The 12,267-nt window shown below is 62.6% G+C and carries 12 protein-coding genes; 7 read left to right on the top strand and 5 right to left on the bottom strand.

Annotated elements, in window-relative coordinates:
* The first annotated feature begins 12 nt into the window (after window positions 1–12).
* Window positions 13–282, top strand: a complete 270-nt coding sequence (locus RAZWK3B_RS12065) for an usg protein (protein WP_007815470.1) — start codon at window positions 13–15, stop codon at window positions 280–282.
* A 128-nt stretch (window positions 283–410) separates the two neighbouring features.
* Here RAZWK3B_RS12065 and RAZWK3B_RS12060 read toward each other — a convergent pair whose 3' ends face one another.
* On the bottom strand, window positions 411–971 hold the full coding sequence (locus tag RAZWK3B_RS12060) for a lipid-binding SYLF domain-containing protein (protein ID WP_037295716.1): 561 nt from the start codon (window positions 969–971) through the stop codon (window positions 411–413).
* Between the two features lie 120 nt (window positions 972–1,091).
* The gene (gene hemB, locus RAZWK3B_RS12055; protein ID WP_007815467.1) at window positions 1,092–2,096 is read right to left on the bottom strand and encodes a porphobilinogen synthase; all 1,005 of its coding nucleotides are present in this window, start codon (window positions 2,094–2,096) and stop codon (window positions 1,092–1,094) included.
* 119 nt (window positions 2,097–2,215) lie between these two features.
* Between hemB and RAZWK3B_RS12050 the strand changes: the two genes are divergently transcribed.
* The 3 genes from RAZWK3B_RS12050 to RAZWK3B_RS12040 are packed head-to-tail and all read left to right on the top strand — an operon-like array spanning window position 2,216 to window position 6,863.
* Window positions 2,216–2,755 carry a hypothetical protein gene (locus RAZWK3B_RS12050; RefSeq protein WP_007815465.1) on the top strand — a complete coding sequence of 180 codons (540 nt, stop codon included), beginning with the start codon at window positions 2,216–2,218 and terminating at the stop codon, window positions 2,753–2,755.
* 54 nt (window positions 2,756–2,809) lie between these two features.
* Entirely contained in the window at window positions 2,810–6,277 is a 3,468-nt protein-coding gene (mfd, locus tag RAZWK3B_RS12045) for a transcription-repair coupling factor (RefSeq protein ID WP_007815464.1), read from the top strand.
* A complete protein-coding gene (locus RAZWK3B_RS12040) occupies window positions 6,270–6,863 on the top strand; it encodes a GNAT family N-acetyltransferase (protein ID WP_007815461.1) in 594 nt (197 codons plus the stop codon). The genes mfd and RAZWK3B_RS12040 overlap by 8 nt, the downstream gene beginning before the upstream one ends.
* Window positions 6,864–6,901: 38 nt before the next feature.
* Here the strand turns inward: RAZWK3B_RS12040 and RAZWK3B_RS12035 are convergent, their stop codons facing one another.
* The 3 genes from RAZWK3B_RS12035 to RAZWK3B_RS12025 are packed head-to-tail and all read right to left on the bottom strand — an operon-like array spanning window position 6,902 to window position 8,977.
* On the bottom strand, window positions 6,902–8,068 hold the full coding sequence (locus RAZWK3B_RS12035; protein WP_157132240.1) for an HD domain-containing protein: 1,167 nt from the start codon (window positions 8,066–8,068) through the stop codon (window positions 6,902–6,904).
* Entirely contained in the window at window positions 8,065–8,319 is a 255-nt protein-coding gene (locus tag RAZWK3B_RS12030) for a hypothetical protein (RefSeq protein WP_007815458.1), read from the bottom strand. The genes RAZWK3B_RS12035 and RAZWK3B_RS12030 overlap by 4 nt, the downstream gene beginning before the upstream one ends.
* 4 nt (window positions 8,320–8,323) lie before the next feature.
* Window positions 8,324–8,977, bottom strand: a complete 654-nt coding sequence (locus tag RAZWK3B_RS12025) for an alpha/beta hydrolase (RefSeq protein WP_007815456.1) — start codon at window positions 8,975–8,977, stop codon at window positions 8,324–8,326.
* A gap of 154 nt (window positions 8,978–9,131) precedes the next feature.
* On the opposite strand from RAZWK3B_RS12025, the gene iscR reads away from it, so the two are divergent.
* The 3 genes from iscR to sufB are packed head-to-tail and all read left to right on the top strand — an operon-like array spanning window position 9,132 to window position 12,240.
* Window positions 9,132–9,593 carry a Fe-S cluster assembly transcriptional regulator IscR gene (gene iscR, locus RAZWK3B_RS12020; RefSeq protein WP_007815453.1) on the top strand — a complete coding sequence of 154 codons (462 nt, stop codon included), beginning with the start codon at window positions 9,132–9,134 and terminating at the stop codon, window positions 9,591–9,593.
* A gap of 58 nt (window positions 9,594–9,651) precedes the next feature.
* Window positions 9,652–10,695 (top strand): cysteine desulfurase family protein, encoded by a 1,044-nt coding sequence (locus tag RAZWK3B_RS12015; RefSeq protein WP_007815451.1) that lies wholly within the window; start codon window positions 9,652–9,654, stop codon window positions 10,693–10,695.
* Window positions 10,696–10,716: 21 nt separating this feature from the next.
* Window positions 10,717–12,240, top strand: coding sequence for a Fe-S cluster assembly protein SufB (sufB, locus tag RAZWK3B_RS12010; RefSeq protein WP_007815450.1), 1,524 nt, complete (start codon window positions 10,717–10,719; stop codon window positions 12,238–12,240).
* Window positions 12,241–12,267 lie beyond the last annotated feature (27 nt).

Below are 12,267 nucleotides of genomic sequence, written 5' to 3'. Positions count from 1 at the left end.
AGGAGCAGATCCATGGCGATGAGCGAGACCGAAATGATGCTGAAGGGCTACGGGCTGACCACGGCGGAATTCTATTACCGCATGCCCGATTACACCCATGTGCTGAACACCTTCATCTGGCAGGATTACGACACGGCCCCCGATCATCCGCGCCTGTTCAAATTCGTCGAGTTCTGGCAGGACGAGATCGAAGGCCCGCTGCATTCGGTCAAGTTCACCCATCGCAAGCTGATCGCGCCGGGAGAATGGCGCCAGGTCGTGGGGGAATTTACCCTGCATTAGGCGCCGCGCCCGGCGTTTCTTCTGGCCTGAAATATCCCGGGGGAGGCGTTGAAATCCCCCTTGAGGGATTTCAACGGCGGGGGCAGAGCCCCCAAGCCTTTCTTGACACCCGACGGATCAGGGGCGGATCAGGGGATGATGCGCGTATATTTGATGCCTTCGAGCGATGCGCCGGCCATGGCGCCCGCCTGACCGAAGATCACCGCGACCACGGGGGCTGTGCTGGTGGTCGTGTCGGCGCGGATATTTTCGCCGCGATCGTTGAAGACATATTCGATATCGGCACCGGCCACCCAGCCCGAGGACCGGCGGAACCGCTCCAGCGCGTCTTCGGTCATGAAGAACAACACATGGGCGAATTGCTGCGCGCCGATCTGCAGCCCGACGCTGCCCTTGGTGGCGGAATAATAATCCACGGTGGTGTTGTTGATCCGCAATGCGCCGCGGCCATAGCCGCCACCGAACAGAAAGCCCGCTTCGGTGACCAGCGGCATTATCAGCATCCCGGTCGATTTCGAGGCCAGATCGCGGGTATTGGGATACTGCGTATAGAGGTAATTCAGCGTGGTATCGACGCGGGCGTCGATTTTCTGCGCGTTGTTGGAACCTACGCCGTTGCCGCAGGCAGCCAGAAGGGGCGTGCCTGCCATAGCGCCGAGCGTGAAGGCGCGTCGAGTGAGTTTGCTCATGGTGTTGCCTGTTCGTTGCCTGACATCAATCCGGTCTTCTTCTGCGCCGGTGGTGCGAACTATAGGCCGGTTCTTGCCGCATGTCACGCCTCAACCCCGCTGGCCGTGCGTCCGCGCAGCTTATCGCCCGTTTTGCATGAGGCGCGCAGCCGCCGGGGCGAAATAACTCAGCACGCCATCGCAGCCCGCGCGCTTGAAGGCCATCAGGCTTTCCATCATCGCGCGCTCGCCGTCGATCCAGCCTTGCATCGCCGCGGCCTGGATCATCGCGTATTCGCCCGACACCTGGTAGGCAAAGGTGGGGGCGGCGAATTCGTCCTTCACGCGGCGGCAGATATCCAGATAGGGCATGCCCGGCTTTACCATGACCATATCGGCGCCCTCGGCCAGGTCGCGGGCCACGCAGCGCAGCGCCTCGTCGGTATTGGCGGGGTTCATCTGATAGGTCTTCTTGTCGCCCTTAAGCGCCCCTGACGCGCCCACGGCATCGCGGAAGGGACCATAGAAGGCGCTGGCGTATTTCGCGGCATAGCTGAGCAGCATGACGTTCTGATGGCCCTCGGACTCGAGCGCGGTGCGGATCGCGCCGATCCGGCCATCCATCATGTCGGAGGGGCCGATGATATCGACCCCGGCCTGCGCCTGCGACAGCGCCTGACGCACAAGTGCCTCGACTGTCTGGTCATTGACGATCTCGCCATCCACCACAAATCCGTCATGGCCGGTGTCCGAATAGGGATCGAGCGCCACATCGGTCATCACCACGATATCGGGCACCGCGTCCTTGATCGCGCGCGTCGCGCGGTTGGACAGGTTGTCGGGATTCCAGGCTTCGGCGCAATCGGCGGTGCGGTTCGCCGCACCGGTATAGGGAAAGAGGCAAATGGCCGGAATTCCCAAGTCATGCGCCTCGCGGGCGGCCTCGACCACCTTGTCGACGCTGCGGCGCATCACGCCGGGCATGGACGGCACCGGCTCTTCGACAGCGTCGCCGTCGCGCACGAAGACCGGCCAGATCAGATCGGCCGGGGTCAGCGTGTTTTCCGCAACAAGGGCGCGGATGGCGGGGGTGGACCGTGTGCGGCGCAGGCGGGTGGCGGGAAAGGCGGCTTGGGTGGGTTTCATGGACCTGTCCTGAAGAAAACTCTGTTCCTTGAGTGGCACGTAAATTCGCGCATCTCAAGGGTAGGAATTGCCCGAGGGCGGCGCTAAGACTGTTCGGCGAATTAAGGTGGAATGATCTATTGGATTGGTACGAGACCGTTTTCGAACTCATCGACATGCGCAGTTTCAGCAATCTGTGGTTCTGGATTGCCCTTGCAGTGCTGTGGTCATCGACAAGTCATTGGGTGCTTGGCGTGCCGTGGGATGTGGTGATCCGGGCGCGCAAGGCCAAGGGCCCGGAGGACGCGCAAACCGTGATCGACCTGCATGATCTGGTGCGCATCAACGCCAATCGCATTCTTTATATCGCGCGGGAATCCGGGCTGTTGCTGGCGGCGTTCGTGTGTTTCACCATCACGGTCGCCTTCCTGCTGGGATTTGTCTATCACAAGGAATTCGCGCAGGCGCTGTTTCTGCTGGGCTTTCCGATGAGTATCGTGGGGCTGTTGTCCTTGCGGACCGCCCGCAAGATCAAGGTCCGCGCATTGGAGGGCGACGCGCTTTACAAGCAGCTCTATCGCCACCGGCTGCTCACGCAGGTGATCGGCATGATCTCGATCTTCGTGACGGCGATGTGGGGCATGTTGCAGAACATGACCATCGGCGTTCTGGGTGGCTGAGGCGGCACACAGCGGCGGTTGCACCCTGCGCACGCTGATTGTATCGGGCAGGGCATGAGCGGATCCGATCATATCACCATAGGCGGCGCGCCCGAGGGTTTCGACGCGCGCCTCATCCTGAACGAAGTCGAACGGCGCGACGCGCCAGTGGCCCATGTGGCGCGCGACGACAAGCGGCTGGCGGCGATGGCCGACGCGCTGCGCTTTTTCGCGCCCGACATGCCGGTGATCCGCTTTCCCGGCTGGGATTGCCTGCCTTATGACCGGATCTCGCCAAATCCTGATATCTCGGCGGCGAGGATGGCGACGCTGGCGGGGCTGATCCACGGGATGCCGCGCCATTTCGTGTTGCTGACCACGCTGAACGCGGCAACGCAGCGCGTGCCGGCGCGCGAGGTGCTGAAAGAGGCCGCTTTCATCGCGCGGGTGGGCCAGCGCATCGACGAGGCGGGGCTCAAGGCGTTTCTGGTGCGTATGGGCTTCAGCCAGGCGCCCACGGTGATGGAGCCGGGCGATTACGCGGTGCGCGGCGGCATCATCGACATCTACCCGCCGGGGGAAACAGGCCCGGTGCGGCTGGATCTGTTCGGTGACGTGCTGGATGGTCTGCGCCGCTTCGATCCCGCGACGCAGCGCACCACCGACAAGCTGGAGCAGATCGAGCTGGCCCCGGTCAGCGAGGTGATCCTTGACGATGCCGCGGTCACGCGCTTTCGGCAGAATTACCGGATCGAGTTCGGTGCCGCGGGCACCGACGATCCGCTTTATGAGGCGGTGAGTGCGGGACGCAAACATGCCGGGATCGAGCATTGGTTGCCGTTCTTTCATGAAAAGCTCGAAACCCTGTTCGATTATCTGCCCGATGCGACGATCACGCTGGACGATCAGGTGACCGCCGCGCGCCTGTCGCGGTGGGACAGCATCGCCGATCAATATGACACCCGCGTGCATGCACTGACTCAGAAAAGCCGCGAAGGCACGCTCTACAAGCCGGTGCCGCCGGGACTTTTGTATCTCGATGATTCAGGCTGGCAGGCGGCGGTGGGCACGCGGCGTGTCATGCAGTTCAATCCCTTGCCGCAGGCGACCGGACCGGGCGTGATCGACGCGGGCGGCCGGATCGGGCGCAATTTCGCGCCCGAGCGCCAGAACGAGTCGTTGAGCCTTTTCGGGGCGCTGAAGGACCATATCGAGACCAAGCTGGCGGCTGGACCTGTGCTGGTGGCCAGTTACTCGGACGGGGCACGCGAACGGCTTGAGGGGCTGTTGGAAGATGAGGGGCTGATCGGCGCGGTGCCGGTTGCCAATGCCACCCGGATCGGGGCGCGCGGCCTGCATCTGGCGGTCTGGGCCTTGGAGCATGGGTTCGAGGCGCCGAACCTGACGGTGATCGCCGAACAGGATGTGCTCGGCGACCGGTTGATCCGCGCCCCCAAGAAACGCCGCCGCGCCGAGAATTTCCTGACCGAGGCGCAAAGCCTGAGTCCCGGCGATCTGGTGGTGCATGTGGATCACGGGGTGGGCCGGTATCAGGGGCTCGAGGTAATCACGGCGGCAGGGGCCGCGCATGAATGCCTGCTGTTGGAATATGCCGAAGGATCAAAGCTTTATCTTCCGGTTGAGAATATCGAGCTGCTGAGCCGGTTCGGCCATGAAGAGGGGCTTCTGGACAAGCTGGGCGGCGGCGCATGGCAGGCCAAGAAAGCCCGCCTGAAAGAGCGCATCCGCGAGATGGCCGACAGGCTGATCCGGATTGCCGCCGAGCGGGAATTGCGCCGTGCCCCGGTGCTTGAGCCGGAACACCACGCGTGGGAGGAATTCTCGGCGCGCTTCCCCTATACCGAGACCGATGACCAGTTGCGCGCCATCGAGGATGTGCTGGCCGATCTGGATGCCGGTCGCCCGATGGACCGGCTGATCTGCGGCGATGTGGGCTTTGGCAAGACCGAAGTCGCGATGCGCGCGGCCTTTGTGGCGGCGATGTCGGGAGTGCAGGTGGCGGTTGTGGCTCCGACCACGCTGCTGGCGCGCCAGCATTACCAGAGCTTTGCCGAACGGTTCCGGGGGTTTCCGGTCACGGTGCGGCCGCTGTCGCGGTTTGTCTCGCAACGTGACGCCAACCTCACGCGCGAGGGATTGGCCAGTGGCACTGTGGATATCGTGGTGGGCACCCATGCGCTTCTGGCCAAGAACATCCGGTTCAAGAACCTCGGGCTGCTTGTCATCGACGAGGAGCAACGCTTTGGCGTGGCGCATAAGGAGCGGCTCAAGCAGTTGCGCTCGGATGTGCATGTGCTGACGCTGACGGCGACGCCGATCCCGCGGACGCTGCAATTGTCGCTGTCCGGCGTGCGGGATCTGTCGATCATCGGCACGCCGCCTGTCGACCGGCTGTCGATCCGGACCTATGTGAGCGAATTCGACCCGGTGACCATCCGCGAGGCGCTGTTGCGCGAGCATTACCGGGGAGGGCAAAGCTTTTTCGTGGTGCCGCGCATCGACGACCTGCCGGAGATCGAGGCGTTCCTGTCCGAGCAGGTGCCGGAAGTGTCCTATGTCATCGCGCATGGCCAGATGGCCGCGCGCGATCTGGATGACCGGATGAACGCGTTTTACGACGGCAAGTATGACGTGCTTCTGGCCACGACGATCGTGGAGTCGGGGTTGGATATTCCGACGGCCAACACGATGATCATTCACCGCGCCGATATGTTCGGGCTGAGCCAGCTTTATCAGATCAGGGGCCGGGTCGGACGCTCGAAGACGCGGGCCTATGCCTATCTGACCACACGGCCGCGCGCGCGGCTGACGCCGGCTGCCGAAAAGCGCCTGCGGGTTCTGGGGTCTCTGGACACGCTTGGGGCAGGATTCACGCTGGCCAGTCAGGATCTGGATATTCGCGGCGCGGGCAACCTGCTGGGCGAGGAACAGTCCGGGCAGATGCGCGATGTGGGCTATGAGCTTTATCAATCGATGCTCGAAGAGGCGATCGCAAAGATCAAATCCGGTGAGTTGGAAGGGCTGACCGAGGATGATGGGCAGTGGGCGCCGCAGATCAATCTGGGCGTTCCGGTTCTGATCCCCGAAGAGTATGTGCCCGATCTGGATGTGCGCCTTGGCCTCTATCGCCGGCTGAGCGGGCTGAGCAGCAAGGTCGAGCTGGAAGGCTTCGCCGCCGAGTTGATCGACCGGTTCGGCAAGCTGCCTCGCGAAGTGAACACCCTTCTGCTGATCGTGCGCATCAAGGCGATGTGCAAGAAGGCCGGGATTTCGAAGCTGGATGGAGGGCCGAAAGGGGCGACGATCCAGTTCCACAACGACAAGTTCGCCACGCCCGAGGGGCTGGTGGATTTCATCCGAGACCAGAAGGGTCTGGCCAAGGTGAAGGACAACAAGATCGTGGTGCGGCGTGACTGGCGCAAGGAAAGCGACAAGATCAAGGGCGCCTTCGCCATTGCCCGCGATCTGGCGGAAAAGGTCGTGGCCGAGCGCAAGAAAAAGCAGGTCGCCAAGGATGCTTGAGGACGGGCTGCACGATGTGCCGGCGGGGCATACCGCGTCGGTGGTGACCTATCTCGAGATGTTGAGCGAGGCGCCCGAGCGCGCGTGCGCAGATGTGCCGTTGCGCCTGCAGCGGGTGATGCGGCCCGATCCTGACTGGTATCTGCGGCTTTTTCGGCGGGTGGGCCACCCGTGGCTCTGGTTCGGGCGTCTGGAGATGGCGCGCGCCGATCTGCAAAGGCTGCTGGATGATCCCTTGGTGCATGTCCATGCGGTGATGGAAGGTGAGGCCGAGGTCGGATTGCTGGAGCTGGATTTCCGTGTGCAAGGCCAGTGCGAGCTTGCCTATTTCGGGCTGGTGCCGGGTATGGTCGGGGCCGGTGCAGGGCGCTGGATGATGAATCGGGCGATCCGGATGGCTTGGGTGGAGGGAATCAGGCGGTTTCACGTGCATACCTGCACGCTGGATCATCCCGCCGCGCTTGAGTTCTACCGTCGCAGCGGGTTTGTGCCCTACAAACGCGAGATCGAGATCGCGCCCGATCCAAGGCTGATCGGGCTGATCCCCGAAGACGCCGCGCCACATGTGCCGCTGATCCGGGGATGAGTGCTTGTCCGGCATGACGGCCGGTCGCGCTTGGTGCCTCAGCCGTGACGGGCGAACCAAGCTTCGATCTGTGGCGCGATCCACTCCCAAAGGGCCGGCGCGCCGCGCTGTATCGGCTGTCCGACCCGGTCGCTCACCTGATCCAGTGTCGCGCCATGTGCGCGCCAGCTGACCCCGTCCGTGGCAAGGTTCAGGTTGGGTGGCTGGAACCGGTCGAGCGCCTTGGCGAAGCGGGCGTCGGCCGTATGGGCGGATTCGAATTCATCCCAGAGGGCGCGCATGTCGCGCCCCTGATCGTCAGGCAGAAGCCCGAAGATACGATCCGCCGCCGCGATTTCCGCCTGCGCGATGGCGGTGCGGTCGGCCACGGCATAGATCGGCGTGTCGCCGGCGTCGATTTCAACGAGATCATGCAGCAAGAGCATCCGTGTCACCCGCGCCGGGCAGGCGCCATCGGGCGCATGATCGGCCAGAACCTGCGCGAAAAGGGCGAGATGCCAGCTGTGCTCGGCGGAATTCTCATGGCGCGATCCGTCGCAGATCGGTGTGGCACGGGTGACGGATTTGAGCCGGTCGGCGGTGGCCAGAAACGTGATCTGGCGCGCCAGCGCGCTTGAGGGCAGCGGCGCGCCGTGGCGCAGGGCGTGGAGGCAGGCGGCCATGTCGGGCCAGTCGGTGACGACCCACCGGGCGCGGCCGGTCGTAAGATTGTCGGTCACGACGCCCAGATGATCCGGGCGCGGCCTCTCGGCGCAGAGCACTTGCAGGATCGGGTGAAGGTGATCGACCGCCCGCGCCAGTCGGGCAGCCGGGCTTCGCCCTGCGCAGAATTCGGCCCATAACGCCTGCAGAGCGGCCCCCTGATCGGAGGGCAGCAGTGCAAACAGCCGTGCTGCTGCGGCCTCTTCGTTGGCGCGCAGCGCTTCGGGATCGTGGGGCAGGTGGATGGGCTGGTCGCCGGTGTCGATCTCGACCAGATCATGCACGACAAGCATGGCAATGGCGCGATCACGGCTTTGCGGCGTCACCTGCGCCACGGCGGAAGGCGGGGTCAGGATGAGCGCGCAGAGCGCCACATGCCAACTGTGTTCTGCGACGTTCTCGGGGCGCGAGAGATCGATCAGATCATTTCCGCGGGTGATGGATTTGAGCCTGCACGCCTCGATCAGGAAGGCCATTTGGGACTCGAGCGGCGTCGGGCTCATCCGGCGTCGGAGGCTTTGTCACCCTGTTCCAGCCCGGCTTGGAATTTCTTTGCGCGATCCAGCAGCAAGGCGCGGGCTTTCTTGTTTGCACGACGCACGCGCAACGACGTCAGGAAAGCCTCTTCGGCCGTCTGGGATGTGGCGCCCAGCAATTTGACCACGTCCGAGACGATCTGCTCGTCGCCCGTAGCGTCGATGTATTTGAGCACATCGAGCGCCAGTTCGTCGGCCAGATCCTCGGTCACGCCCATGATGTCACCGGGTGTTTTCGGTCAGGCGCCGTTTCACATAGCTGGTCACGGTGTCGATCATCGTGTCCATATGCGGCTCTTTGAAGAAGTGATCCGCGCCCTCGACCTGTTCGTGGGTGACGGTGATCCCCTGCTGCTCGTGCAGCTTATTCACGAGCGCCGTGGTGTCGGCGGGCGGGGCGACGCGGTCCGCGGTGCCGTTGATCACCAGACCCGAGGACGGGCAGGGTGCAAGGAACGAGAAGTCATACATGTTTGCCGGCGGCGAGACCGACACGAAGCCCGTGATCTCGGGGCGGCGCATGAGAAGCTGCATCCCGATCCAGGCGCCGAATGAAAAACCCGCGACCCAGCAATGCTTGGAATTGCTGTTCATGGATTGCAGATAATCGAGCGCCGAGGCCGCATCGCTGAGTTCGCCGATACCCTGATCGTATTCGCCCTGCGACCGGCCCACGCCACGGAAATTGAACCGCAGCACGGTGAACCCCATGTTATAGAAGGCGTAATGAAGGTTGTAGACGACCTTGTTGTTCATCGTCCCGCCGAATTGCGGATGGGGATGCAGCACGATCGCGATCGGGGCATCCTTTTCACGCTGCGGGTGGTAACGTCCTTCAAGACGGCCTTCGGGACCGGGAAAGATAACCTCGGGCATGGGGCCTGTATCTCCGTGGTTTGGGTGTGCGACTTTCTTGACGAAATCGATCAAGCACCTTAGAACTATTCTAAATTTCCCGCCGGAGCCGGAAGTTTCAGCCGAGATAAGCCCTGCATGGCGTCACGTCAATCTATTCAAGGGGATTTGCCTGATGAAGCTGAGTACGAAAGGCCGCTATGCGATGGTGGCGCTCGTGGATATCGCCCTTCAGGACGGCGAGTCCCTGGTCACGCTCAGCGAGATTTCGAGGCGGCAGGACGTATCCTTGCCGTATCTGGAGCAGCTTTTCGTCAAATTGCGCCGCGCGAACCTCGTGACCTCGGTGCGTGGGCCGGGCGGGGGCTATCGGCTGGCGCGGTCTGCATCCGAAATCCGCGTGGTGGATGTTCTCGCGGCGGTGGATGAAACGGTCAATGCCTTGCAGAAGGGGGCCGGGGCCTCGGGGGCGGCGAGCGGATCGAAAGCGCAATCCATGACCAACAGGCTGTGGGAATCGCTGAGCGCGCAGGTCTATGTCTTCCTGCACCAGACCCGGTTGAGCGATGTGGTGTCCAACACGCTGGCGCCATGCCCGGCGGTGCCGACACTGTTTTCGGTGGTGGACGAAGAGTGATGCGCGCCAAGGCGATCATGGCGCTCTGTCGGTGTGAACCCAAAAGGAGGGCGGTGCAGTGAGCCGCGTCTATCTTGACCACAATGCCACAACGCCACTTCGGCCCGAGGCGCGTGATGCGATGATCGCGGCGATGGAGGTCGTGGGAAACCCCTCGAGCGTGCATGCCGAAGGGCGCGCGGCCAAGGCGGTTGTCGAACGCGCGAGAGAACAGGTCGCGGCGGCGTTCGGGGCAGAAGGCGCCGACGTGATCTTCACCTCGGGGGCGACGGAAGCGGCAGCACTGGCCTGTGCAGGGCGCGGGCTGCATGGGGCGGCGGTCGAGCATGATGCGGTCAAGGCATGGATCGAGCCGGATCTTTCGGTCGATGCGCAGGGGCGCGTTATGGTCAAGTCGCCCGGGCAATCCGTCCTGCAGAAGGCCAATTCCGAAACCGGGGTGATTCAGGACTTGCCCGAGGGGCTTGAAGTCAGTGACATGACGCAGGCATTCGGCAAGCTGCCCGTGGCGTTCAACTGGTCGGGATGCCGCATGGCGCTGAGTGCGGCCCATAAGCTGGGTGGGCCAAAGGGTGTGGGGGCCCTGATCGTGAAGCGCGGCACCGATCTGGAAGCGCGGATCCGGGGCGGCGGGCAAGAGATGGGGCGCAGGTCCGGAACCGAAAATGTTATTGGAATCGCGGGGTTTGGAGCCGCAGCTAAAGCGGCGGTCGAGGATATTGCCACAGGGACATGGGACCGGATTGCCGAATTTAGAAAGATTCTAGAAAATATCATTGCAGCTGGCTCAAATGAGACTATTTTTGTCGGGAAAGACAGCGCTCGGTTGCCCAACACGTCGTGTTTCATCACTCCGGGATGGAAGGGTGAAACGCAGGTGATGGCGATGGATCTGGCGGGTTTCGCGATATCGGCGGGGTCAGCCTGTTCCAGCGGCAAGGTCAGAAGCAGCGGCGTGCTGCAGGCCATGGGCTTCAGCGGGGCGGATGCGGGATGCGCCGTGCGTGTTTCGCTTGGGCCGGAAACGACCCGCAACGACGTGACACGCTTCGCCGAAAGCTGGTTGAAGCACCTGAACAGACATCGCGCCCGTGCGGCGTAATACATCAAGGAGGGGGCCACTATGACGGCACTGGATGACATGCAGGTCAAGGAAGGCGTCGACAAGGAAACCGTCGATGCCGTGCGCGAGATGGCGGGAACCTACAAACACGGTTGGAACACCGATATCGAGATGGATTACGCCCCCAAGGGTCTGACCGAAGATATCGTGAAGCTCATCTCCGAAAAGAACGGCGAGCCGGAGTGGATGACCGAATGGCGTCTGCAGGCCTATGAACGCTGGCTTCAGATGAAAGAGCCGGAATGGGCGATGCTGGATTATCCCGAGGTGGATTTCCAGAATCAATATTACTATGCGCGCCCCAAAAGCATGGCGGTCAAGCCCAAGTCATTGGACGAGGTCGATCCCAAGCTGTTGGAAACCTATGAAAAACTCGGGATCCCGCTGAAGGAGCAGATGATCCTTGCCGGTATCGAAGGCGCCGAGGATGCGCCCGCCGAAGGGCGAAAGGTGGCGGTGGATGCGGTGTTCGACTCGGTTTCTGTCGGCACCACATTTCAGAAAGAGCTTGAGAAGGCCGGCGTGATCTTCTGCTCGATCTCCGAGGCGATCGAGAAGCACCCAGAGCTGATCAAGAAATATCTTGGGTCGGTCGTGCCGGTCAGCGACAATTTTTATGCCACGCTGAATTCCGCCGTGTTCTCGGACGGCTCGTTTGTCTATGTGCCGCCCGGCGTGCGCTGCCCGATGGAATTGAGCACCTATTTCCGCATCAACGCCGAAAATACGGGGCAGTTCGAGCGGACGCTGATCATCGCGGACAAAGGCTCGTATGTCAGTTACCTCGAAGGCTGCACCGCGCCGCAGCGCGATGAAAGCCAGCTGCACGCGGCGGTGGTCGAGATCGTCGTCGAGGAAGACGCCGAGGTGAAATATTCGACTGTTCAGAACTGGTTCCCCGGCAACGAGGATGGCACGGGCGGCATCTACAACTTCGTGACCAAGCGGGCTGATTGCCGCGGCGATCGCGCCAAGGTGATGTGGACCCAGGTGGAAACCGGGAGTGCCGTGACCTGGAAATACCCCTCGTGCATCCTGCGCGGCGATGACAGCCAGGGCGAGTTCTATTCGATCGCCATCACCAACAATTTCCAGCAGGCCGACACCGGCACCAAGATGATCCATCTGGGCAAGAACACAAAGTCGCGCATCGTTTCCAAGGGGATCAGTGCGGGCAAGGCGCAGAATACCTATCGCGGGCTGGTGTCGATGCATCCCAAGGCGACCAACAGCCGCAACTACACACAGTGCGACAGCCTGTTGATCGGCGATAAATGCGGGGCGCACACGGTGCCTTACATCGAGGTCAAGAACAACTCGAGCCGTGTCGAGCACGAGGCCACAACCTCGAAGGTGGATGACGACCAGCTCTTCTATTGCCGCCAGCGCGGTATGGACGAGGAAGAAGCGGTGGCTCTGGTGGTCAACGGGTTCTGCCGGGACGTTCTGCAGGCGCTGCCGATGGAGTTCGCCATGGAAGCGCAGCAGTTGGTGGCGATTTCGCTGGAAGGATCGGTGGGCTAAGGCCCGCCGGTAGGCTTTGTCCGGGGA

Source organism: Roseobacter sp. AzwK-3b (genome assembly GCF_000170875.1).
Lineage (GTDB): Bacteria > Pseudomonadota > Alphaproteobacteria > Rhodobacterales > Rhodobacteraceae > Roseovarius > Roseovarius litoreus.
This window is presented reverse-complemented; position numbering and strand designations above follow the sequence as displayed.

What these genes read in the sequence shown, in the direction of transcription:
- RAZWK3B_RS12065 (WP_007815470.1), top strand. Translation starts at nt 13, where the DNA reads ATGGCGATGAGCGAGACCGAAATGATGCTGAAGGGCTACGGGCTGACC.
- RAZWK3B_RS12060 (WP_037295716.1), bottom strand. Translation starts at nt 971, where the DNA reads ATGAGCAAACTCACTCGACGCGCCTTCACGCTCGGCGCTATGGCAGGC.
- hemB (WP_007815467.1), bottom strand. Translation starts at nt 2,096, where the DNA reads ATGAAACCCACCCAAGCCGCCTTTCCCGCCACCCGCCTGCGCCGCACA.
- mfd (WP_007815464.1), top strand. Translation starts at nt 2,810, where the DNA reads ATGAGCGGATCCGATCATATCACCATAGGCGGCGCGCCCGAGGGTTTC.
- RAZWK3B_RS12040 (WP_007815461.1), top strand. Translation starts at nt 6,270, where the DNA reads ATGCTTGAGGACGGGCTGCACGATGTGCCGGCGGGGCATACCGCGTCG.
- RAZWK3B_RS12035 (WP_157132240.1), bottom strand. Translation starts at nt 8,068, where the DNA reads ATGAGCCCGACGCCGCTCGAGTCCCAAATGGCCTTCCTGATCGAGGCG.
- RAZWK3B_RS12030 (WP_007815458.1), bottom strand. Translation starts at nt 8,319, where the DNA reads ATGGGCGTGACCGAGGATCTGGCCGACGAACTGGCGCTCGATGTGCTC.
- RAZWK3B_RS12025 (WP_007815456.1), bottom strand. Translation starts at nt 8,977, where the DNA reads ATGCCCGAGGTTATCTTTCCCGGTCCCGAAGGCCGTCTTGAAGGACGT.
- iscR (WP_007815453.1), top strand. Translation starts at nt 9,132, where the DNA reads ATGAAGCTGAGTACGAAAGGCCGCTATGCGATGGTGGCGCTCGTGGAT.
- sufB (WP_007815450.1), top strand. Translation starts at nt 10,717, where the DNA reads ATGACGGCACTGGATGACATGCAGGTCAAGGAAGGCGTCGACAAGGAA.